Origin of the sequence: Pseudomonas sp. OVF7 (assembly GCF_030644265.1) — a bacterium.
Taxonomy (GTDB): Bacteria; Pseudomonadota; Gammaproteobacteria; order Pseudomonadales; family Pseudomonadaceae; genus Aquipseudomonas; species Aquipseudomonas gorinensis.
On the sequence record NZ_CP128996.1, the window covers coordinates 6,120,384 to 6,143,362 of the forward strand.

The window sequence follows — 22,979 nt, forward strand, 5'->3', positions numbered from 1 at the left end:
CGCGCTAATGTAGTCGAAAGCCTTTCTGATGGCAAAGGTTTTTTTCAGAATTTTCATGCGGTTAGGGGGTATGTCGGCGTGGGGGCGGTGCAGGAGGGTGATTGTGCCAATCTCAGGCACTGATCGCGAGGGTCTACCCTGGCTGCTGTGCCCTGCCCTAGGCCGTCTGCCGTCGGGTATACGGGAAAAGTCTGACTGGGTAGTCAGTCATGGTGCTTTACCAGGGCGGGCGTGGTGGGTAACGTCTGCTGCATACGTCTATAACAAATCCTACAAGGAACCGCGTCATGAGTGAGTTGATCTCCTACCACCTCGAAGACGGTATCGCCACACTGACCTTGAGCAACGGCAAGGTGAACGCCATTTCTCCAGCGGTGGTCAGCGCATTTAACGAAGCGCTGGATCAGGCAGAGAAAGACCGGGCGGTGGTGATCATCACCGGTACACCGGGGATTTTGTCGGGTGGCTACGATTTGAAGGTGATGACGGCCGGCCCTAAAGAGGCTATCAGCCTGGTGACGTCGGGCTCGACGCTGGCACGTCGCCTGTTGTCGCACCCGTTCCCGGTGATCGTCGCTTGCCCAGGCCATGCGGTGGCCAAGGGCGCGTTCCTGCTGTTGTCGGTGGATTATCGGATTGGTGTCGAGGGCCCGTTCAGTATCGGCCTGAATGAGGTGGCGATCGGCATGACCATGCACCATGCGGGTATCGAACTGGCGCGGGATCGTCTGCGTAAGTCGGCGTTTCATCGCTCGGTGATCAATGCCGAGATGTTTGACCCGCAGGGCGCGTTGCAGGCCGGCTTCCTCGATAAGGTGGTGGCGCCGGAGGAGTTGCACGCAGCGGCGCTGGAAGCCGCACGGCAGTTGAAGAAGCTCAATATGAACGCGCACAAGCACACCAAGTTGAAAGTGCGCAGTGGGCTGCTGGAAGCCTTGGACGATGCCATCATCCAGGATCAGGGTCATATCCTCAGCTAATCGCCTACACCTGCTGCACCAAAGCCCGACCTAGAGTCGGGCTTTTTCTTACAGGCATATCCGAATCATCCCTCACCGCTCTAGACAGGCTCTGTCAGCACTTGTTGAAACATGTACTTAAACATCGCCTATCTCCTTCCTATTTAGGCGCAATTGCCGAATTCAGTGCACATCCGTACACTGCGCCCACTTTTGTCTCGATGAGCCGTATCGATGCTTTTTCTGTTGCGTATGTTGTTGATGGGTCTGCACTTTATCGCCGCCGGTGGGCTGGGCGTGCTGGTGGGAATCTGCCGACCGTTCAACCCGGACAACAGCCGCCTGTGTGCCCGCCTGTATGCACTGCCGGCCATGTGGATCTTGCGCCTGAACGTGAAGGCCGACGTGGACTCGTTGCGCAACAAGCCCGGTACGTGCGTGATCATCGCCAACCACCAGTCCAACTATGACTTGTTTGTGCTCGGCACCGTGGTGCCGCACCGCACGGTGTGCATCGCCAAGAAAAGCCTGAAATGGGTGCCGTTGTTCGGCCAGTTGTTCTGGCTGGCGGGCAATGTGCTGATCGACCGGGGCAATGCATACAAGGCACGCCGGGCGATGCTGACCACCACCCATACCTTGCAGCACAAGGACACGTCGATCTGGGTATTCCCGGAAGGCACGCGCAACCTGGGCAGTGGCCTGATGCCGTTCAAGAAGGGTGCGTTTCATATGGCGGTGGCCGCGGGTGTGCCAATCGTGCAGGTGTGCGTGAGCAATTACGTCACCCATATGCGGCTGAACCGCTGGAACAGCGGTGATGTACTCATACGCTCATTGCCGCCGATTCCTACCATCGGCCTGACTTCGGATGACATCCCGGCGTTGATGCAGGCGTGTCATGCGCAGATGGATGAGTGCATCAAGGCAATGGACCTGGAACTGCAAAGTGCCGCAACAATAGAACTCGCTTCAAGCTAAGCTGCCCAACACCTGTCCTCCTAATAAGAAGTGATCAGCATCATGGGTAGAGTTGTTGCGGCCGCTGTGTACAGCGCCGGAAAGAAAGTTACTGATATCACCCTTGACGAAGGCGCGGCCTGGGCCGCCAAACCCGGTCACTTTGTGTGGATCGGCCTGGAAGAACCCAACGCCCAGGAGCTGGCCAACCTGCAACGCCAGTTCAACCTGCATGAGCTGGCCATCGAAGACGCCCTGGAAAAACACAGCCGCCCGAAGCTGGAAACGTTTGGCGACGCGCTGTTTATCGTCACTTACTCACCGGTGCGCGAGAACGGCAAGCTGGTGTTTATCGAGACCCATATCTTCGCCGGCAACGGCTACATCATCACGGCGCGCAACGGCCATTCAGCGTCCTACGGCTTTGTGCGCCAACGCTGTGAGGCGCGGCCGTTATTGCTGGAGCATGGGGAGGATTTTGTCCTCTATGCCCTGCTGGATTTCGTCACCGAAAACTACCAGCCCGTGAGCGAGGCGATCCACGCCGAGATCGATGAGCTGGAGCGCAACGTGCTGTGCAGCTCGCTGAGTGAGCGCGATATCCAGAACCTTCACGGCCTGCGTCGTGATGTGTTGCGGCTCAAGCGCTATGTGGCACCCATGGTGGAAATCAGCCAGGAATTGCAGAAGCTGAGCTTCCCGTTTATCGACAAGAACATGCGCCCGTATTTCCGTGACGTGCAGATCCACGTGACGCGGCAGATGGAAGACCTCACCACCCTGCGCGACATTGCCAGCCAGACCATCGAGATCGGGGTGTTGCTGGAAGCGTCGCGCCAGAGTGTGGTGCAACGCAAGTTCGCCGCGTGGGCGGCGATCCTGGCGTTCCCCACGGCGGTCGCGGGGATCTATGGGATGAACTTCCAGAACATGCCCGAGCTGCAGTGGCACTACGGCTATTTCGGGGTGTTGGGGTTCATCGCTTTAGGCTGTACCGGACTGTGGGCCAGCTTCAAGCGCTCGGGCTGGCTTTGACCTTGGCCTCGGGCTTGTGTGCCACAAAGCGCATCATCCATTCCGCCACGGTGATGCCGTGGTGGTCGCGTTCGAGGCTGGCCACGCCGTTGGTGTAGACCTTTTCGCCCAAGGTTGTCTGAAGAATCTCCAGCAGTTCGCGGGAATAGTCGTGGACAAATTCCGGGTGTCCCTGGAAGCACAGCACCTGGTCGCCGATGTGATACGCGGCGAACGGGCAAAAATCGCTGGAGGCAATGACCGTGGCATTTTCCGGCAAGGTGGTGACCTGATCCTGATGGCTGATCAATAGCGTCAGTTCAGGCACCTCCGGGCTCATCCAAGGGGCCTTGGCGTCGAGCTTGTAGTCGTGGATGCCCATGCCCCAGCCCTGGCCGGCGCGCTCGGTCTTGCCGCCCAACAGCAGCGCCAGCAATTGGTGACCGAAGCAGATGCCCAGCAACTTGTCGCCGCGCTGGTAGCGTTCGAGCAGGTAGGTCTTGAGGGTCTGGATCCAAGGGTCGGTACCGAAGGAGTCGGCTTTGCTACCGGTCACCAGGTAGGCGTCGAACACTTCGTCGTCCGAGGGGTATTCACCCTGCACCACGTTGTACACGACAAATTCGGCGGGAATCGGCTGCTTGGAGAACAGGCGCTTGAACATCTGCCCGTAACCTTGGTACTGATCGATCAAGCCTGGACGCAGGATATCGGTTTCCAGGATGCAGACGCGTAGCGACATAAAAAATACCTGACACGGCGATGGGAATATTGAACACCCCAAGAGCCTGCCTTGAAATACCCCTCCAAGGCAAGCCCCGCAGGATGCTCTTTGTGGGAGAGGGGCTGGCTCCCGGCAGCGGTGATCCAGCCACTGTATTCTGTGACTGATGCTCCGCTATCGGGGTGTAGCCCCCTCCCACAGGTTGATCACCGAAATACTTCACCCCGCGCCGCTTTCTCCAGCAGCAACGCCGGCGGCGTAAAGCGTTCACCATATTGCTCGGCCAGGTAGCGCGACCGCGCGATGAAGTCGTTCAAGCCGTACTGATTGATAAACTGCAACGCGCCCCCGCTCCACGCCGCAAAGCCAATCCCGAAGATTGACCCCACGTTGGCGTCCGCGGTGGACATCAACACGCCCTCCTCCACGCATCGCACGGTCTCGATGGCCTGGATAAACAGCAAACGGTCGCGCACATCCTGCGCTGGAATCTGCTGGTCGGCTCGCTCAAAGCGCGCCTTCAACTCAGGCCACAAATGCTTCTGCCCGCCCGCCGGGTACTCGTAGAAACCGCCCCCCGCCGCCTTGCCCCCGCGTTTGTACTCGTTGACCAGCAGATCAATCACCACCGTCGCCGGATGGGTCGGCACGGTTTTACCTTCGGCTTGCAGGTCTTTGGCGGTTTGCTGTCGGATATGGCTCATCAGGCTGAGGGATACCTCGTCGGACACCGCCAGTGGCCCCACCGGCATGCCCGCCTTGCGCGCTTCGGTCTCGATCATCGGCGCGGCCACGCCTTCGCCGAGCATGGCGATGCCTTCGTTGGTAAAGGTGCCGAACACCCGCGAGGTGAAGAAGCCGCGGCTGTCGTTGACCACAATCGGGGTTTTCTTGATTTGCAGGACGAAGTCGAAACCACGGGCCAGGGTTTCTTCCGAGGTATGGGCGCCCTTGATGATCTCCACCAACGGCATCTTGTCCACCGGGCTGAAGAAGTGCAGGCCGATAAACTTGCCTGGGTCGGGCACGGCCGTGGCCAGGCCGCTGATGGGCAAGGTCGAGGTGTTGGAAGCGATCACCGCGTCGCTGCCGACCACGCGGTGCGCAGCGGCGCTGACCTTGGCCTTGAGGTCGCGGTCTTCGAACACCGCTTCAATGATCAGGTCGCAACCGCCCAGGTCGGCGTCATCCTGGGTTGGATGAATGCGCGCCAAGATGCTTTCCCGCTGCCCGGCGGTCAATTGCCCACGGCTGACCTTCTTGTCCAACAACGCAGCCGTGTGCGCCTTGCCCTTTTCGGCGGCGGCCAGGCTGATGTCCTTGAGCACCACGTCAATGCCTGCGCTGGCGCTGACGTAGGCGATCCCCGCCCCCATCATGCCGGCGCCAAGCACGCCGACCTTGCGTGTCACATAGGTGGCAAACCCTTGGGGCCGCGAACGGCCGGCGTTGATTTCATTGAGCTGGAACCAGAAGGTGCCGATCATGTTCTTCGCCACTTGCCCGGTGACCAGCTCGGTGAAGTAGCGGGTTTCGATCAGGTGCGCGGTGTCGAAATCCACCTGGGCACCCTCCACGGCGGCACTGAGAATGTTCTCCGGAGCCGGGAAGCAGCCGTTGGTTTTGCTGCGCAGGATCGACGGTGCGATGGCGAGCATTTGCGCGACTTTCGGGTTCGACGGCGTACCACCAGGGATCTGGAAAGTCTTGGTGTCCCAAGGCTGTTTCGCCTCAGGGTTGGCGAGAATCCAGGCGCGGGACTTGGCCAGCAGCTCATCGAGATCCGCCGCCAGTTCATCGATCAAGCCGGCTTGCAGCGCCTGTTGCGGCCGCACTTTCTTGCCTTCGAGCAAATACGGCAGGGCCTTTTCCAACCCCAGCATGCGCACCATGCGCACCACCCCGCCGCCGCCCGGCAACAGGCCCAGGGTGACTTCCGGCAGCCCCAGTTGCACCGACGGGTTATCCAGCGCGACCCGATGATGGCAGGCCAGGCAGATCTCCCAGCCACCGCCAAGGGCCGCGCCGTTGATCGCGGCCACCACGGGTTTGCCGAGGGTTTCCAGACGGCGCAGTTGCGCCTTCAACACCAGCACGCTGTCGTAGAAATCCTTGGCGTGGGCCTTGTCGACCTTGATCAGTTCATTGAGGTCGCCACCGGCGAAGAATGTCTTCTTCGCCGACGTGACGATCACGCCGGCAAGCGTGTGCTTTTCCGCTTCCAGGCGCGCAACGGTGGCTGCCATGGCCTCACGGTACACGGCGTTCATGGTGTTGGCGCTCTGGCCGGGCATATCGAGGGTGAGCACCGCGATCTGGTCCTGGCCTTTTTCGTATCGGATAGCTTGGGTCATGACAATTCCTTGGGCTCAGAGGCGTTCGATAATGGTGGCGATGCCCATGCCACCGCCGACACACAGAGTGGCCAGGCCGTAACGCTGCTGGCGCACCTCCAGCTCGTCGAGCAGGGTGCCGAGGATCGCGCAGCCGGTGGCGCCCAGCGGGTGGCCCATGGCGATAGACCCGCCGTTGACATTGACCCGGGCGGCGTCGATGCGCATGTCCTTGATGAACTTGAGCACCACCGAAGCGAAGGCTTCATTGACCTCAAACAGGTCGATGTCCTCGACCCGCAAACCTGCCTTGGCCAAGGCCTTGCGCGTGGCTGGTGCAGGGCCGGTCAGCATGATCGTCGGGTCGGTGCTGGTGACCGCCGTCGCCACGATGCGCGCCCGCGGACGCAGGCCCAGTTCACGGCCCTTGGCCTCGGAACCGATCAACATCAAGGCGGCGCCGTCGACAATGCCGGAGCTGTTGCCTGGGGTGTGCACGTGGTGGATGCGCTCCACATGGCTGTAGACCCGCAGTGCGGTGGCATCAAACCCCATCTGCCCGATCATTTCGAAACTGGGCTTGAGTTTGCCCAGCCCCTCGAGGGTGGAGTCGCCACGGATAAACTCGTCATGGTCCAGCAACACAATGCCGTTCTGGTCCTGCACCGCGATCAGCGATTTGTTGAAGGAACCGTCTGCGCGCGCCCTGGCCGCTTTCTGCTGGGAGTGCAGGGCGAAGGCGTCGACATCCTCACGGCTGAAACCTTCCAGGGTGGCGATCAAATCCGCGCCAATGCCTTGGGGCGTGAAGTGACAGTGCATATTGGTGTGCGGGTCGAGCACCCAGGCGCCGCCGTCACTGCCCATGGGCACGCGGGACATGGACTCGACGCCGCCGACCACCACCAGGTCTTCAAAGCCGGAACGCACTTTCATCGCGCCGAGGTTCACCGCCTCCAGGCCCGAGGCGCAGAAGCGGTTGATTTGCACGCCGGCGACGCTGATGTCCCAGTCGGCCACGAGCGCGGCGGTCTTGGCGATGTCGGCGCCCTGGTCGCCCACCGGGGTGACGCAACCGAGGACGATGTCATCGACCTGATGCGTGTCGAGGTCACTGCGCCGGGCCAGCGCCTTGAGTAACCCCGCCACCAGGTTCACCGGCTTGACACTGTACAGGGCACCCTCGGCCTTGCCTTTGCCACGGGGCGTGCGTATCGCATCAAAGATCAAAGCTTGGGTCATGACGTCCTCGAACCATTGCGCAGTAGTGCCCTTACCTTAGGCCCGATTGACACGGTTTCAATGACGGATGCGCTCATAGGTTTTGACCCCCACGCTCGGACGAACGGTAGGGAGCTACAGGATTCGCCTGATTAATCGTTTTAGCGGTCTAGCCAAGGCATTGGCGCCAAGATGGCGATAGGCCTCATAGCGTTTTAATCAGTAATTGCGATTAGCTGATATGAAATGGATCTAAGCCATGCAGAACGAGGGCTCTAAGGTTCAATCAGTAAGACGTTGCTGCCGGGTTTTGCTGGAGCAACTGTAAGAAAAGCGACACGTCACGTTGCGATACTGACCTACACCGGCACGCATTTGACGCTCAGGAATAACAACAAAAGGCAGTCAGCCATGTTCAAGCACACGAAAGTACGTCAGGCGGGACTTATTCTGTTCGCCACCACACTGATTCTGATCCTGCCCAACCTCACCAAGGTTATTGGCTGACGAATCACATGCCCCATTCTGTACATCAGGATTGCAGTTTTTGGCAGCACCTGTCGGGACATTGCTTATAGCGGTCCTGTCAGGAGCTGCCGTTTTGCGTGCGCATTTTGCGCTATGGTAGGTTCCATCGCCCTTTCGTCCGGACCTCTCTCTTGAAACCGTCCCTAGCCTTCCTCGCGCTGCTCCTGGCCCTGCCCGCCTCGGCCGCGCAACTGACCATTGAACTGGACCACGCCAGCAGGACCTGGCAGACCGCCGAGCTGCTCAAGCTTCCCGAGGCGCAGACGGTGCAGATCGTTGATGACGTGTCCTACAAACGCAACATGACCTATCGCGCAGTGCCGCTGGCGGCGCTCCTACCGGGCCTCAAGCCGGAAAACCATCTGCAAGCCGTGGCCCTTGATGGATTCGCTGCTGAACTGGCGGCCGCGCCGTTGTTGCAAAAAAGCGGCGCCCGCGCCTGGCTCGCGGTGGAAGACCCCGCTCACCCATGGCCCGCGCTGGCCGACGGCAAACCCAGCGCCGGGCCGTTTTACCTGGTGTGGACCGACCCGCAGGCCGGGCCTATCAGCCCGGAACAGTGGCCGTTCCAGGTTTCCGCGATCAAGCAATTGAAGACCGTGGCCGAGCGTTTTCCCGCGCTGTTACCCGACCCGAAACTGGCGGCCGATGACCCGGTGAACCAGGGCTTTGCGCTGTTCCAGAAAAACTGCCTGGCCTGTCACCGCCTCAATGGTGGCGGCGATGCGCAGGTAGGGCCGGACCTGAATATTCCCTACAACCCCACCGAATATTTCAGCGGCGATTTCCTCAAGCGCTATATCCGCGACCCGCAGAGCCTGAGGCGCTGGCCGCAGGCAAAGATGCCAGCGTTCGCCGTCAGTGTGTTGCCTGACAGCGAGCTGGCGTTGCTGGTGGGGTATTTGAAGCATATGGCCGGGCGCAAGCAACAACCCTGAATCCACCCAATCTCTGTAGCAGCGGATGTGCTGTGGCGAGCGGGCTTGTTGTGGCGAGCGGGTACTTTGTGGCGAGCGGGCTTGCCCCGCGTTGGGCTGCGCAGCAGCCCTAAAACCAGCCATCCCGGCCATATCTGATACACCGCATTCTGCTTTATTGGGGCTGCTTCGCAGCCCAACGCGGGGCAAGCCCGCTCGCCACAACAAGCCTGCTCGCCACAACAAGCCCGAAGCCCGCTCGCCAGAGGAGGTAGACCGGTGGAAGCGGACTACTGCTGCTGGACTGAGATCACCGGCGTCGGCGCCACGCTCACCTTGGCATGCATCTGCTCATGCCCACCGCCACGGCGCATGCCGCGCACTGGGCAGGCGTCGAGGTAGTCCAGGCCCACGGCCAGTTTCAAATGCCGTTCGGGGCGGGCCAATTGGTTGGTCACGTCAAAGCTGTACCAGGCGTCATCCAGCCAGGCTTCGGCCCAGGCGTGGCTGGCCAGGTGGGTGCTGTCTTCGGTGTACAGATACCCCGACACATACCGCGCCGGAATCCCAAGGCTGCGTGCGCAGGCCAGGAACGCGTGGGTGTGGTCCTGGCACACGCCCGCCCGGCCCGCGAAGGCCTGGGCGGCGCTGGTGTCGACTTCGGTGGCGCCCGGCGTATAGACCATCGACTGGTTGAGCGCATGCATCAGGTCGATCAGCGCCGTACGGTCGCGACGCTGGTGGCAGTGCTGTTCGGCAAAGCGGCGCAGGGCGTCGTCGGGTTCGGTCAGGCGGGTACTGCGCAGGAACGGAAAGGCCGATTGGCTTTCGTGCTCGGCCTCGCGCAGTTCGTCGATATCCACCTGGCCACGGGCGCCAATGATGATGGCATCGTGGGGTTCGTCCAGGGTCAGCACATGCAGGATATTGCCGAACGGGTCGACCTGGGCACGCACCGGGCGTGGCAATTCCAATTGCCAACTGAGTACGTGCTGGCGCTCGCTATCGTGGGGCGTAAGGCGCAGGTACTGGATGCTCGCGCGAACCTGGTCGTCATAGTGGTAAGTGGTTTCGTGACTGATGGAGAGTCTCATGCCGCCTCCAGGTAAGAACTGTAGATGGCGTCGCCCAACTGGCGAACCAAGGGGATAAAGTCGGTCAGCCAGGCGTGCAGGCCTTCCTCGAGGATTTCATCGATGGCGGTAAAGCGCAGGCGCGCGTCCATCTCCGCGGCCAACCGCTGGGCCGGGCGACCATTGAGGCCGGGCAGGCTGGCGAGGATCTGGTCGATCTCTTCGCTGCAGGCCCGCAGTGAACGCGGCACATCGGCGCGCAGCAGCAACAACTCCGCCACCTGGCGCGCGCCGGGGGCATCCCGATAGATCTCGGTATAGGCCTCGAACGACGACAATGCGCGCAGCAAGGCACTCCACTGGTAGTACGCGTGGGCCGTGCCATCGGTGACTGCTTCGGCCTGGTCGCCGGCCATTTCATAGCGCGCATCCAGCAGGCGCAGGGTGTTGTCGGCGCGTTCGATAAAGGTGCCCAACCGGATAAAGCGAAAGGCGTCGTTGCGCATGATGGTGCCGTAGGTCGCGCCCCGGAACAGATGGGAGCGCTCCTTGACCCATTCACAAAACCGGCTCATGCCGTAGCGGCTCAAGCCCTGCTGGGCGATATCGCGAATATCCAGCCAGGTGGCGTTGATGTTTTCCCACATGTCGGCGGTAATACGCCCACGCACCGCATGGGCACTGGCCCGCGCGGCGCCCAGGCAGCTGTAGATGCTCGCCGGGTTGGCGGCGTCCAGGGCAAAGAAGTGCAACAGGCGCTCGGCGTGTAATTCGCCGTGGCGTTCGTGGTAATCGTCCAAGGTGCCGGTGATCAACAACGGCATGGCCAACTCATGCAAGCCGTCGCCGCGCCCGTCCTGGGGCATCAGCGACAACGAATAGCTGACATCGAGCATGCGCGCGAGGTTTTCCGCGCGCTCCAGGTAGCGCGACATCCAGTACAAATCCGAGGCAGTTCTACTCAACATGGCATCAGTCCTCAACCACCCAGGTGTCTTTGGTGCCGCCGCCCTGGGACGAATTGACCACCAGCGACCCTTCGCGCAGGGCCACGCGGGTCAGGCCACCGGGCACTACGCGGGTCTCCTTGCCGGAGAGCACGAAGGGGCGCAGGTCGATATGGCGCGGCGCAATGCCGTTTTCGACAAACGTCGGGCAGGTGGATAAACACAGGGTCGGTTGCGCGATATAGGCGTGGGGCTTGGCCTTGATGCGCGCGCGGAAGGCTTCGATTTCCGCCGCCGTGGACGCCGGGCCGACAAGCATGCCGTAACCGCCGGAGCCTTGGGTTTCCTTGACCACCAGGTCCGGCAGGTTGGCCAGCACGTGGGACAGTTCGTCGGGCTTGCGGCATTGAAAGGTCGGAACGTTCTTCAGGATCGGTTCTTCATCCAGGTAAAAACGGATCATCTCGGTGACGAAGGGGTACACCGACTTGTCATCCGCTACCCCGGTGCCGATAGCATTCGCCAGCACCACATTGCCGGAACGATAGGCCGCCAGCAGGCCGGGCACGCCGAGCATGGAGTCCGGGTTGAAAGCCAGCGGGTCGAGAAATGCATCATCGAGGCGTCGATAGATCACGTCTACCGCCTTGGGCCCGTCGGTGGTGCGCATGAACACGCGGTCATCGCGCACGAACAGGTCGGCGCCCTCCACCAGTTCCACCCCCATTTCCCGGGCTAGGAAAGCATGTTCGAAGAATGCGCTGTTGAAGCGCCCCGGCGTCAGTACCACCACACTGGGGTTATCCAGGGGGCTGGAGCTTTTCAGGGTGTCGAGCAGCAAGTTGGGGTAGTGATCGATTGGCGCAATGCGCTGGGCGGCGAACAGTTCAGGGAACAGGCGCATCATCATCTTGCGGTCTTCGAGCATGTAGCTGACACCGCTCGGTGTACGCAGGTTGTCTTCAAGCACGTAGTAGGTGCCGTCACCATCGCGTACGAGGTCGACCCCAGAGATGTGGGAATACAGATCGCGATGCAGGTCCAGGCCCTGCATGGCCAATTGGTATTGCTCGTTGGCCAGCACTTGTTCGGCGGGAATGATCCCGGCCTTGATGATGCGTTGATCGTGATACAGGTCGGCGAGAAACATGTTCAGTGCCTTGACCCGTTGAATACAGCCACGTTCGACAGTCCGCCATTCACTGGCGGGAATACTGCGGGGAATGGTGTCGAAGGGGATCAGGCGCTCGGTCCCCTGCTCGTCCCCATAGAGGGTGAACGTGATCCCGGCGCGGTGAAACAGCAAATCGGCTTCGCGCCGGCGCTGGGCCAGCAGTTCAGCAGGGGTTTCAGCCAACCAACGGGCGAACTCGCGGTAGTGAGGGCGGACCTGCCCTGCCCCATCGTACATTTCGTCGTAATAAGTGCGGATCATGCCGAACTCCTTGTCACCCGGACGCAAGAACCATCGCAAGGCCCGTGCCAGCGGCATAAACACTTATAAATCAAGCCGTTGAATTAATAGAAGCGCCATGTCGCACCTTCCTGGTGCGCAGAACGCCCGGCGTCATGCCCATTGCTTCATCACAAGGCGGGCTTTGACTATCAACAGCATAGCCAGAGTTGATTTCACTGCCCGGCCAAGCCTGCGGATAATCGTCCCCATCGGCTGAACAGGATGCGTCCTGCCACGTCAGCGAACCGCTCTTCCCTTTAGGCCACCCTGCTCGGGTGGCTTTTTTTTGGTGCCCAAAAAACACGCGCAAGTTCCGAATAGTTTTATTGGCGCCCAAACAAAATCGGCCGACCCAAAAGGTCAGCCGATACACTTCGCTGCTCATAAAACCTGACTACATGATGGAAATTTACATGGGTAAGCCACGCACCTCCTGCTTGACCCCCCATCCCTCGATGATCCCGCCCAAGGGCTCGACCACCGCCTCAAAGTCCTGCTCGAAGTCTCCTATGCCGTCGTAGGTTGCAAACATGATCTTGCTCAGTTCCAAGTACCAGGCACCATCGTCGCGCGCGCTGACCTGGGCATTCAGCGATTCGCCACGAAATTCACCCGCAGCCCTGCGCGCCCGCTCCTCATCCGGGAAAATGGCGTAGAACTCGATGGGGTGGAACCGTGAAAAATCGAACCCGCCTTCTTTCATACGGCGCAGAACGTTGGTGCTGATGTCTTCTTGATAGGCTGTGCTCATGAAACGTCCTCCTCAGACCGATGGATAGACTTTCCGTGCTTCCCCAAGCCCGCGCCCTACTGGCGCGGGGCTACGGCAATCACATCACCTGGGGCAATGACATCACCGCTGGAAAACAAGCATGTAGCTGACAAGACCAGACCTTAGCGATTCATTCGCTGATCTCGCTTGCAGAGTAGCGCGAAGCTATCACCTCCACCAGAGGCGCTTGAAAGGCATACAGGAAATGTTCAGACAGCAGGAGAAATGTCGAGGATCTGGATACTGTTCTGGTCTTTGAGGATCTTGACCGTGGGCTCGGGTTTACGACCTTCCAGGTCATTGAGGTTCAATTCGGCAGCCACTGGCACCAGCTTGTTACGAATCATGTGCGCAGCGTCTTCGAGGCTGGGCTTCTGTTCGCAGGTGAACTGCTCCACGGACTGCACGCCGTGATCATCAACGAAAGTAATCTGCCACTTTTGCATCGGTGCCTCCTCGATAAAACCCATGTGTGGGCTTACCTCTATCTGGACCTTGAGGGCCTGGCAAACGTTCCACTCAAGGTCGGAGGCACCGGATCAACTGCGCTTACTGCTCAGCGCGTTCCTTGAGGGCTTTCAAGGTGTTGAACGGGGCGTCGACCACGAACTTGTTGGCCAGCCACGAAGGCACGCTGCCGCCTGGCTCGGTGTGCACCTGGTAGGTGACTTCGGTTTCATTGGCGTTTTTGGGCACCAGCTTCCAGTAACCCTCCACCTGGGCGACGCGTACGTAGCCCTTCACTTCCGGCTGGTAGGTCGGCACTTCCAGCAGCTTGCGAGTCACGCTACCGTCGGCGGCCGTGGAGGTGGTGATTTCCAGGATGGAATCGCGGTCGGTCACCGGGAACGGTGCCTTGAACTGGGTATAGGTCCAGCTCTTGTCGCCTTCCTTCTTGAGCAGTTTTTGCGATTTGCACTCATGAATCCATTTGCAGGCGCCAGCCACGTCTTCCTGCAATGCCACGATCTTGGCCACCGGCGCCTTGACTACGGTCACACCGCGATATGCCTTGTACTTGGAGCCGGCAATTTCGCTCAGCGACACCTTGATGCCGTCTTCGTCCTTGGCGACCTGCCAATCCTCAGCTTGAGCAGTAGCAGCAAACAACACCGTAAAACCGCACAACACAGCCATTCGTTTCAGCGAACCCATTGTGTATTCCTTATTGTTGAAGTTCCGATAGTAAAGCCCATCAAGCCGCCGTCATCTGCTCCCACCAGCCGATCAACCGGATCGCATCGGCCTGGTCGGTGCCGCAGACCTCGATATCCGCCTTGAAATCACTGCACACCGCCGGCCGCTCCGGACGGCCGAACAGCAGGCATAGCTGTTCGACCGACAGGTGCAGGCAGCGTTCGCCCGCGGGTTTGCCGTGGGGCATTCCTGGCAGCGGTGAACTGATGGAGGGGGCGATGCAACAGGCGCCACAGCCTTCACGGCATTTCATGACCAGCAGGTCCTCGACGACTCAATAGGGATGGCCGGGCTAGATTACGCCCTTAAACAGCCGTTTTAAAATGGTCTAACAGGGGTTTTTCGCAGAAAACAAAAGTGACCGACCAGTCTGCGACAGATGGTCGAGTGACGAAGTCACCTTTGACGGAAAGTCTACTGCTTGAACTCGAAATCCAGCGCGGCGCCTTCGACTTCGCGGCGCTCTTCGTTGCGCAGTTGCAGCCTCATCTCATTGCTGAGCAAGCGGCCGTTGATCTGGAACGCACTGTTATCGGATGGCTTTTCGCCAAACATCGGCGGCAGCAGAGGCACGTTCCTCGGCTGGGCCATGGTGCCAATGGGTTGCAAGTGCCTGACCATGTCCGAGGGTAAGGACAAGTCCAACTGTGCCGGTGGCAATTGGGTCTGAGCCACTTCGCGAGCCGACTTGGACTTGCTCGAGACCGGCGCACGTTTTTTCGTCGTGGCCGCTTTCTTCTTGGTCTGCGCGGTTTTTTTCGCAGGTGCCGGCTTTTTCGCAGGGGTCTTCTGCTCGGTGCTGACTGCGGGTGCGGCTCCCGGCACAGGGGTCGCCGCCAGTACAGTGCCGACGTTGCCAAGGCTTAAGAGGCTAATCACCAAAAAGGCACGAAAAATAGAGGTCATATCGCCAACAGCATTAACGGCAGAGGGCCATATGCTCGCTTGTTGTGCGCGGCATGACAAGCGCGGTGATCAGCCGGCGATCGGTACCGCCCCATTTGGGCGCCTAAAAACCGGCTGCGGTTTCCTGGCACAACTGGCTGGCCAACATCCCCAGGGTCATCAGTGCGCGCTCTGCCTCACGGTTCCACGGCGTGCCGCAATTCAAGCGAATACAGTGGTTGAACTGTTCGGTGTTACTGAAGATCAGCCCCGGGGCGATGCTGATGCCCTGTTGCAGGGCACGTACATGCAGTTCCTGGGTATTGACCCGCCCGGGCAAACTGACCCACAGGATAAAACCGCCGTTAGGCCGGGTCATCTGCGTGCCTTCGGGGAAATACTGCTGGACCGCCAGCTGGAAAGCGCTGAGGTTCTTGCGGTATTCCTGACGGATGTAGCGAAGGTGCCGGTCGTAGCCACCGTTCTCCAGGTACGCGGCGACGCCCATCTGGGTGACACTGCATGCCGAATGGGTGCTGAACATCTGCAGGCGCTGGATTTCCTGCTGGTATTTGCCGGCGATCATCCAACCGATGCGCACACCGGGGGACAAGGTCTTGGAAAAACTCGAGCAGTAGATCACCCGATCCAGACGGTCATAGGCTTTCAGGGCCTTGGTGCGCCCCAGTTCGAACATCAGCTCGCCGTAGATATCGTCCTCGACGATCTGGATATCGAAATCCGAGGCCAGGCGCAGCAACTGTTTCTGTCGTTCCTCAGGCATGGTGCCGCCCAGGGGGTTGCTCAGGCGCGTGGTCAGCACCAGGGCCTTGATCGACCATTGGTTGGCTGCCAGTTGCAGGGCTTCCAGGCTCATGCCAGTGGCCGGGTCGCTGGGGATCTCGATAACCTTGAGTCCGAGCAGGTCGGCCAGTTGCAACAAGCCGTAATAGGTCGGCGATTCGGCGGCGATCAGGTCGCCTGGACGGGTCAACACGCGCAACGACATCTGCAACGCGTCGACGCAACCGTGGGTGATCACCACTTCGGACGGGTCGACCACCACGCCGGCATCGCGCATGCGGATCGCCACCTGGCGACGCAACGGTTCGAAACCAGGGCTGAACATATAGCTGAACGCGCGAGGGCTCTGGAAGCGCGTGACCTTGGCCAACTGCTGGTGCAGCGCGCGCACTGGCAGGTAATCGACACTCGGCACGGCGGCGCCCAGCGGGAAGACGCCTTCGCGACGTGACTCCACCAACACCTGCTGGATGATGCTGCTACGGGTGACCAGCCCCGGGCGCTCGACCCGCGCGATATCCGGCGTCGGCGCCGTGAGCGCGGGCGTCTGGTGCACGTAATACCCGGACTGCGGGCGCGCGCGGATCAACCCCTGGTCTTCCAGGTTGGCGTAGGCCTGCAACACCGTGGCGTGGCTGACATTCAACTGGGAGCTCATCTTGCGCACCGAAGGCACGCGCTCGCCCGGCTGATAGACACCGCGCCGGATATCCTCAGCCAGTTGCTGGGCGATACGTTGGTAAAGCAACAGATTGGTCATGACGCAGCACTCGATTTCACGGGTATTTTATTTTTGTGTGAAACATACCGGCACAGTTTAGAAGTGTACGGGGACAGTTGCCACAATAGTCGAGCGCGGACCGCAGTGACAGCAAAAACTGTGAGGGTGTCCCCCAAACAAATATGGGAGGGGGCTTACTCCCGATGACGGGGGTTCAGTCAACAGTTTCGCTGACTGACACGCCGTCATCGGGGGCAAGCCCCCTCCCACATTTTTGAACGGCGCAACGCTTCAGCGAGCGGCGCCCAACTGGCCTTTGGCGTCGGAGAACACGATTTCCACCCGACGGTTCTGCGCGCGGCCTCGCTCGGAAGCGTTGGCTTCCACCGGGTACTGATCGCCGTAGCCTTCGACCTGGATGCGTTTTTCGTCGATGCCCAGGTCGACCAGCACGTCCGCCACCGATTGCGCCCGGTCGCGGGACAGTTTGAGGTTTTCCTGCTCGCCGCCCGTGCTGTCGGTGTAACCCTCGATGCGCACCACGCGCTTGGGGTTCAGTTGCAGGAACTGCACGATCTTCAACACCGTGCGGTTGGCCGAGTTTTTCAGCTCTGCTTCACCGGTGTCGAACAACACATCCCCCAGGGTCATTACCAGGCCCCGATCGGTCTGGGTGGTGGCCAGGCTGGCGATCTGTTCTTCGAGCCATTTGCCCTGTTGCTGCACGCTGATCAACTTGCTTTCACGCAGGGCCAGCTGCAAGCGCTGGCGTTCCAGTTCAAGCTTGGCGCCGCGCTCCTGGTTGAGCGCCTGCTCGGTGTGTTCGCGGGCGATCGCGCTATAGCGTTGGCTAAGATAAGCGTAATGCACCACGTCGGCACCGCTGCCCCAATAGCTGGACAGGCGATCGGCACGGGCGAGGGATTCACCGGCGCGGATCACGTCTTTGGGCGCAAAGCGCAGCACATTCGCGTCTTCCTTGACCTTCTGGAAATCGCTGCCCGCCTGTTGCAGGGCCAGTTCGCCATTCGGGTGGCTGGCACAGCCGCCCAGCGCCGCGCTGCCCAGCAGCAATACACAGCTCAAACCACGGATCATCGGGCTCATTGGGCTTCTCCCAACTGCAATTGCTTGCGCAAGCGGGTGATGCGGGTATTGAGCACGTTGAGTTGTTCCTGGCTCTTGCGGGTCAGCACGTGTGCTTCGGCGAGGCGCGCATCCAGCTCGGCCTGTTCGGCCTGCATGCGCGCGTCCTTGTAGGATTGGTCGGCCATATCGGCCTTGGCCTGGGCGAATTTGTCTTCGGCCAGTTTCAGTTCGGGCGATTCATCGGTGTTGGCACCCACGGCGTTGGCTTGTTCCAACGCTTGCTGGGTGAGGCGTATTTGTTCATTCGGCGCAGGATCGGCTGCACATCCCGCCAGAGCAACGACGGCGAGGGCCGCTAAAAGAGGTCGAAAAATCACTGGAAATCCCTACTGTGTTGGGGTGCCGACGGGTTGTTGCAATTGCGCTTTCCAGCGCTCGAGGTTGCGCTGTAGCGCAGCTTGCGTCACACCAGACCCGGACAATTCTGTCATCTTTTTGGCCAGCTGTCCGCGCAGCCACGGATCATTGCAGGCCGAGTTGTGGGAAATCGCCAGGTACAGACCGGGCTGGTCGACGGGAACGTCGCGAGCGACCAGGTCATTGCTCATGCCCAAGGTCTGGGCCATGGCCATGCCCGAATAGCGTCCGGCCAATACATAGTCCACCTCCCCTAACAGCAGTTTCTGGAACGCCGGGGTCAACGTGGGCATGCGTTGCAGGCTCAGTTGCTGGCTGGCGAAGGTTTCAAAGTCGCGGCCCAATCGTGCCCGTTCCGACACTGCACCCTGGTGACCGTGCAGGTCGGCCGCAGTGGTATAGGCCAGCGTTGAGTCTTTGCGAGTCCAGACCAGGTAATCGGTCTGCACCAGCGCCGGGTGGATGTAATCGAGGTTCTCCAGCTCACCCAGGTTCAACGGTGCGTCGGCAAGGAGGTCCATGCGCCCGCTGCGCACTTCATCCAGGGCCATGGAGCGCTTGCCGCCGTAGAGCAGGTCGATTTTCAGCCCGAGGTCCTTGGCCACCTGTTGCAGCACATCGGCGGTGGCGCCGATCAGGTGCGTGGGGTCCTGGGGATCGCGCCAGAGCAAAGGCGGCGCATCCGGGCTGCCGGTGATCACCAGGCGCTCGCATTTACCGGCGGCAAGCGCCAGGCCTGGCAGCAGCGTGAAGCCCAGCAGTACGGCCCAGGGGCGCAGTTCCATGGCGAGGTTCTCCGTAGGATTATTGTAGGAGCGAGCTTGCTCGCGAAAAACTCACAGGCACCGCGTTCATCCAGAATGTGCGCGTCATCGTTAACGTTTTTCGCGAGCAAGCTCGCTCCTACAGTGTTTTGGGGTATTCAAAAAAAAAGCCCGGTCCAAAGACCGGGCTCTTTATAAGTGAAGCGGCTGGATTAGACCAGCTTCTCCAACTCAGGTACGGCTTCGAACAAGTCCGCCACCAGGCCGTAATCGGCCACTTGGAAGATCGGTGCTTCTTCGTCCTTGTTGATCGCAACGATCACTTTGGAGTCTTTCATACCGGCCAGGTGCTGGATCGCGCCGGAGATACCGACGGCGATGTACAGCTGTGGCGCAACGATCTTGCCGGTCTGGCCGACCTGCATGTCGTTGGGTACGAAACCTGCGTCGACGGCTGCGCGGGAAGCGCCGACCGCCGCGCCCAGCTTGTCGGCCAGGGCGTACAGGTGCTTGAAGTTGTCACCGTTCTGCATGCCACGCCCGCCCGATACGACGATCTTGGCAGCGGTCAGCTCAGGGCGATCCGACTTGGCCAGCTCTTCGCCAACAAAGCTGGAAGTGCCAGCGTCGTGGGCAGCGGCGACGGCTTCAACGGCAGCCGAACCACCTTCGGCAGCCACTGGGTCGAAGCCGGTGGCGCGCACGGTGATGACCTTGACCGAAGCGTTGGACTGTACGGTTGCGATGGCGTTACCGGCGTAGATCGGGCGCTTGAAGGTGTCGGCGCTTTCAACCGAGATGATCTCGGAGATCTGGTCAACGTCCAACTGCGCAGCAACGCGCGGCAGGATGTTTTTGCCGTTGGAGGTGGCGGCGGCCAGGATGTGGCTGTAGCCGGCACCCAGCTCTGCGACCAGAGGGGCAACGTTTTCAGGCAACTGGTGCGCGTAGGCGGCGTTGTCAGCCAGCAAGACTTTGCTCACGCCAGCGATTTTCGCAGCGGCTTCAGCCACGGCGCCAGCGCCAAGGCCTGCAACCAGCACGTGAATGTCGCCACCGATTTTGGCGGCAGCAGCCACGGTGTTCAGGGTGGCCGGAGCCAGCACCTTGTTGTCGTGTTCAGCGATTACCAAGATAGTCATTGTTAGATTACCTTCGCTTCGTTTTTCAGTTTCTCGACCAGTTCAGCCACCGACTTGACCTTGATACCCGCGCTGCGTGCAGCCGGCGCTTCGACTTTGACGGTCTTGTTGGTGGAGGCAGTGGAAACGCCCAAAGCGTCCGGAGTCAGCACTTCGAGAGGCTTCTTCTTGGCTTTCATGATGTTCGGCAGGGACGCGTAGCGCGGCTCGTTCAAACGCAGGTCGGTGGTGACGATGGCCGGCAGTTTCAACGAAACTGTCTGCGCGCCGCCGTCGATTTCGCGGGTGACAGCCACGCTGTCGCCGCTCACTTCGACTTTGGAGGCGAAGGTGCCCTGGCCGTAACCGGTCAGCGCAGCCAGCATCTGGCCAGTCTGGTTGTTGTCGCTGTCGATGGCCTGTTTGCCAAGGATCACCAGTTGAGGCTGTTCCTTATCGACAACGGCCTTGAGCAACTTGGCCACGGCCAGGGAGGTCAGCTCTTCAGCGGACTCAACCAGGATGGCGCGGTCGGCACCCAGTGCCAGGGCGGTACGCAGCTGCTCTTGAGCAGTGGTCGGGCCGATGGAAACCACGACGATTTCAGTCGCAACGCCTTTCTCTTTCAGGCGTACAGCTTCTTCCACAGCGATTTCGCAGAAAGGGTTCATCGACATCTTGACGTTAGCGAGGTCGACGCCGGAATTGTCCGCCTTGACGCGAACTTTCACGTTGTAATCGACAACGCGTTTGACAGCTACAAGAACCTTCATGGATTCCTCGTTACTCTCCGGTGAAAAGAAAGTCGCCTAGGCGAACCTGGCGGTTGATGCTCATCGGCACACAAGGGCACCTCCAAAAACGTCGGCGAATGACACCGCGACAGGCCAGTGATGACCGTTCGTCAGTGGTGACTGGGAGGTCATTCTTTCTCGCGGCGTGTAAACTGCGCGCCATCTTTTGCACGCGCGTCACCCGTTTTGCCTTCGCCCTGCTTTTGGACGTGCTCTTGAAACCTACAGTCTGCCTACGCTAAGCGCAAAACCGACCGTATATTGACCGGAACACCTATTCTGGTCAATACGGCAAAATGGTCAGTCATAAGCCGCGTTGCTTTGATTTACCTAGCCTCCAAGCAATTCAAACAAACGTTTGTATTGGACGCTGGGAGTGGTGTAGATATAATGCGCCACCTAGAGAGAAAGGTGGGTCATACCCTGCTGTTTAAAGCAGCGATGACGGTTATGACACCTAACCTCCACCCATTAGAAAAAAAGCCTGTTGAGCCTTGAGTAGGAGATAGCCTGTGGAACGCGAATACATGGAATTCGACGTGGTCATCGTCGGCGCTGGCCCGGCGGGCCTGTCCGCCGCCTGCCGACTGAAGCAGAAGGCCGCCGAAGCCGGTAAGGAAATCAGCGTCTGCGTGGTCGAAAAAGGCTCCGAAGTCGGCGCTCATATCCTCTCCGGTGCCGTGTTCGAACCCCGCGCCCTGAACGAACTGTTCCCGGACTGGAAAGCACTCGGCGCCCCGCTCAACACCCCGGTGGTGCGCGATGACATCTATGTACTGCGCAGCGCCGACACCTCGACCAAGGTGCCTGACTTCTTTGTGCCCAAGACCATGCACAACGAAGGCAACTATATTATCTCCCTGGGCAACCTGTGCCGTTGGCTGGCCCAGCAGGCCGAGAACCTTGGCGTGGAAGTCTACCCAGGCTTCGCCGCCCAGGAAGCGCTGTTCGACGAAAACGGTGTGGTGCGCGGCATCATCACCGGCGACCTCGGGGTCGACCGCGAAGGCCATCCCAAAGAAGGCGTCTACACCCCAGGCATGGAACTGCGCGGCAAATACACGCTGTTCGCCGAAGGCTGCCGCGGCCATATCGGCAAGCAACTGATCCAGCGCTTCAAGCTGGACAGCGACGCCGACGCCCAGCACTACGGCATCGGCCTCAAGGAAATCTGGGAAATCGACCCGGCCAAACATCAGCCTGGCCTGGTGGTGCACACTGCCGGTTGGCCGCTGGACATCATGAGCAACGAGAACACCGGTGGCTCGTTCCTCTATCACCTGGAAAACAACCAGGTCGTTGTGGGCCTGATCGTCGATCTGTCCTACAGCAACACCTTCCTGTCGCCGTTCGATGAGTTCCAGCGCCTCAAGCACCACCCGGTGCTGGCCCAGTACCTCGAAGGCGGCAAGCGCATCAGCTACGGCGCACGCGCCCTGGCCAAAGGCGGCATCAACTCGTTGCCAAAAATGGTGTTCAAGGGCGGCGCTCTCATCGGTTGCGACCTGGGTACCATGAACGTGGCCAAGATCAAGGGCAGCCACACCGCGATGAAGTCCGGCATGCTCGCTGCCGACGCCGTGGCCGAACGCCTGTTTGCCGAATCCGAAGGCGGCGACGAACTGACCAACTACGTCGACAGCTTCAAGGCCAGCTGGCTCTACGAAGAACTGTTCGCCAGCCGCAACTTCGGCCCGGCGATGCACAAGTTCGGCCCGATCATCGGCGCCGGCTTCAACTGGTTCGACCAGAACATCCTGGGTGGCAAGATGCCGTTCACCCTGCACGACACCAAGCCCGACTATGCGTGCCTCAAGCTGGCCAAGGACTGCCAGAAGATCGACTACCCCAAGCCCGACGGCAAGTTGAGCTTCGACAAGCTGAGCTCGGTGTTCATCTCCGGTACCAACCACGAAGAAGAACAGCCGTGCCACTTGAAGCTCAAAGACCCCAGCATCCCGCTCGGCACCAACCTGCCGCTCTACGATGAACCGGCGCAACGCTACTGCCCGGCTGGCGTGTATGAAGTCGTGACCAAGGAAGATGGCGAGAAGCGCTTCCAGATCAACGCCCAGAACTGCGTGCACTGCAAGACCTGTGACATCAAGGATCCTTCGCAGAACATCACCTGGGTCACGCCGGAAGGCTCGGGCGGGCCGACTTACCCGAATATGTAAGCCAAACGAGGCTCCCAAACGGGAGCCTTTTTTATGGAATCAAACTCGATCAACTGTAGGAGGGGTTGCCCCCTTCCCACAGTTGGATTGTGCTGTTGCCTGACAT

23 protein-coding genes are annotated in these 22,979 nt (G+C 60.2%); 5 read left to right on the forward strand and 18 right to left on the reverse strand.

The window, feature by feature from the left end; all coding sequences use genetic code 11:
• Nucleotides 1-287 precede the first annotated feature (287 nt).
• From QU606_RS27750 to QU606_RS27760, 3 genes are all read left to right on the forward strand, one after another.
• Nucleotides 288-980 carry a crotonase/enoyl-CoA hydratase family protein gene (locus QU606_RS27750; protein ID WP_024076915.1) on the forward strand — a complete coding sequence of 231 codons (693 nt, stop codon included), beginning with the start codon at nt 288-290 and terminating at the stop codon, nt 978-980.
• A 213-nt stretch (nt 981-1,193) separates the two neighbouring features.
• Entirely contained in the window at nt 1,194-1,940 is a 747-nt protein-coding gene (locus QU606_RS27755) for a 1-acyl-sn-glycerol-3-phosphate acyltransferase (protein WP_024076916.1), read from the forward strand.
• Between the two features lie 42 nt (nt 1,941-1,982).
• Complete coding sequence (locus tag QU606_RS27760; protein WP_041161284.1) at nt 1,983-2,954, forward strand: magnesium and cobalt transport protein CorA; 972 nt, start codon at nt 1,983-1,985, stop codon at nt 2,952-2,954.
• Here QU606_RS27760 and QU606_RS27765 read toward each other — a convergent pair.
• The 3 genes from QU606_RS27765 to QU606_RS27775 all read right to left on the reverse strand — a co-directional run bounded on the left by QU606_RS27765 (nt 2,932) and on the right by QU606_RS27775 (nt 7,232).
• On the reverse strand, nt 2,932-3,675 hold the full coding sequence (locus QU606_RS27765; RefSeq protein WP_304997852.1) for an amidotransferase: 744 nt from the start codon (nt 3,673-3,675) through the stop codon (nt 2,932-2,934). The two genes, QU606_RS27760 and QU606_RS27765, sit on opposite strands and share 23 nt — an antisense overlap.
• A gap of 188 nt (nt 3,676-3,863) precedes the next feature.
• Nucleotides 3,864-6,011, reverse strand: a complete 2,148-nt coding sequence (locus QU606_RS27770) for a 3-hydroxyacyl-CoA dehydrogenase NAD-binding domain-containing protein (protein ID WP_024076919.1) — start codon at nt 6,009-6,011, stop codon at nt 3,864-3,866.
• 15 nt (nt 6,012-6,026) lie between these two features.
• Nucleotides 6,027-7,232 (reverse strand): acetyl-CoA C-acetyltransferase, encoded by a 1,206-nt coding sequence (locus QU606_RS27775; protein ID WP_024076920.1) that lies wholly within the window; start codon nt 7,230-7,232, stop codon nt 6,027-6,029.
• Between the two features lie 638 nt (nt 7,233-7,870).
• Between QU606_RS27775 and QU606_RS27780 the strand changes: the two genes are divergently transcribed.
• Nucleotides 7,871-8,677, forward strand: coding sequence for a cytochrome c (locus QU606_RS27780; RefSeq protein ID WP_304997853.1), 807 nt, complete (start codon nt 7,871-7,873; stop codon nt 8,675-8,677).
• Between the two features lie 269 nt (nt 8,678-8,946).
• Here QU606_RS27780 and QU606_RS27785 read toward each other — a convergent pair whose 3' ends face one another.
• The 15 genes from QU606_RS27785 to QU606_RS27855 form a co-directional block, all read right to left on the reverse strand.
• Nucleotides 8,947-9,750 (reverse strand): transglutaminase family protein, encoded by an 804-nt coding sequence (locus QU606_RS27785; protein ID WP_024076923.1) that lies wholly within the window; start codon nt 9,748-9,750, stop codon nt 8,947-8,949.
• Nucleotides 9,747-10,697: an alpha-E domain-containing protein gene (locus QU606_RS27790; protein ID WP_010563770.1), complete on the reverse strand. Its 951-nt coding sequence runs from the start codon at nt 10,695-10,697 to the stop codon at nt 9,747-9,749. Before QU606_RS27790 ends, QU606_RS27785 begins: the two co-directional genes overlap by 4 nt.
• Nucleotides 10,698-10,701: 4 nt before the next feature.
• A complete protein-coding gene (locus QU606_RS27795; RefSeq protein WP_304997854.1) occupies nt 10,702-12,111 on the reverse strand; it encodes a circularly permuted type 2 ATP-grasp protein in 1,410 nt (469 codons plus the stop codon).
• 70 nt (nt 12,112-12,181) lie between these two features.
• Nucleotides 12,182-12,517, reverse strand: coding sequence for a hypothetical protein (locus tag QU606_RS27800; RefSeq protein ID WP_150056489.1), 336 nt, complete (start codon nt 12,515-12,517; stop codon nt 12,182-12,184).
• Nucleotides 12,518-12,541: 24 nt separating this feature from the next.
• Complete coding sequence (locus tag QU606_RS27805; protein WP_015885395.1) at nt 12,542-12,883, reverse strand: ribonuclease E inhibitor RraB; 342 nt, start codon at nt 12,881-12,883, stop codon at nt 12,542-12,544.
• A gap of 230 nt (nt 12,884-13,113) precedes the next feature.
• Nucleotides 13,114-13,350: a hypothetical protein gene (locus tag QU606_RS27810; RefSeq protein WP_041161285.1), complete on the reverse strand. Its 237-nt coding sequence runs from the start codon at nt 13,348-13,350 to the stop codon at nt 13,114-13,116.
• 103 nt (nt 13,351-13,453) lie between these two features.
• Nucleotides 13,454-14,059 (reverse strand): START domain-containing protein, encoded by a 606-nt coding sequence (locus QU606_RS27815; protein ID WP_024076926.1) that lies wholly within the window; start codon nt 14,057-14,059, stop codon nt 13,454-13,456.
• A gap of 40 nt (nt 14,060-14,099) precedes the next feature.
• On the reverse strand, nt 14,100-14,354 hold the full coding sequence (locus QU606_RS27820) for a YkgJ family cysteine cluster protein (RefSeq protein WP_024076927.1): 255 nt from the start codon (nt 14,352-14,354) through the stop codon (nt 14,100-14,102).
• A 161-nt stretch (nt 14,355-14,515) separates the two neighbouring features.
• A complete protein-coding gene (locus QU606_RS27825) occupies nt 14,516-15,007 on the reverse strand; it encodes a translation initiation factor 2 (protein WP_277378615.1) in 492 nt (163 codons plus the stop codon).
• 103 nt (nt 15,008-15,110) lie between these two features.
• Nucleotides 15,111-16,550, reverse strand: coding sequence for a PLP-dependent aminotransferase family protein (locus QU606_RS27830; RefSeq protein ID WP_024076929.1), 1,440 nt, complete (start codon nt 16,548-16,550; stop codon nt 15,111-15,113).
• Nucleotides 16,551-16,802: 252 nt separating this feature from the next.
• Nucleotides 16,803-17,618, reverse strand: coding sequence for an OmpA family protein (locus tag QU606_RS27835; RefSeq protein WP_024076930.1), 816 nt, complete (start codon nt 17,616-17,618; stop codon nt 16,803-16,805).
• On the reverse strand, nt 17,615-17,977 hold the full coding sequence (locus QU606_RS27840) for a DUF4398 domain-containing protein (protein ID WP_024076931.1): 363 nt from the start codon (nt 17,975-17,977) through the stop codon (nt 17,615-17,617). Before QU606_RS27840 ends, QU606_RS27835 begins: the two co-directional genes overlap by 4 nt.
• Before the next feature lie 9 nt (nt 17,978-17,986).
• Nucleotides 17,987-18,802, reverse strand: a complete 816-nt coding sequence (locus tag QU606_RS27845) for an ABC transporter substrate-binding protein (RefSeq protein ID WP_304997855.1) — start codon at nt 18,800-18,802, stop codon at nt 17,987-17,989.
• Nucleotides 18,803-18,993: 191 nt separating this feature from the next.
• The gene (locus QU606_RS27850; RefSeq protein WP_024076933.1) at nt 18,994-19,923 is read right to left on the reverse strand and encodes an electron transfer flavoprotein subunit alpha/FixB family protein; all 930 of its coding nucleotides are present in this window, start codon (nt 19,921-19,923) and stop codon (nt 18,994-18,996) included.
• A 2-nt stretch (nt 19,924-19,925) separates the two neighbouring features.
• Nucleotides 19,926-20,675, reverse strand: coding sequence for an electron transfer flavoprotein subunit beta/FixA family protein (locus QU606_RS27855; RefSeq protein WP_024076934.1), 750 nt, complete (start codon nt 20,673-20,675; stop codon nt 19,926-19,928).
• Nucleotides 20,676-21,208: 533 nt separating this feature from the next.
• Between QU606_RS27855 and QU606_RS27860 the strand changes: the two genes are divergently transcribed.
• Nucleotides 21,209-22,873 (forward strand): electron transfer flavoprotein-ubiquinone oxidoreductase, encoded by a 1,665-nt coding sequence (locus tag QU606_RS27860; protein ID WP_024076935.1) that lies wholly within the window; start codon nt 21,209-21,211, stop codon nt 22,871-22,873.
• Nucleotides 22,874-22,979: the final 106 nt, after the last annotated feature.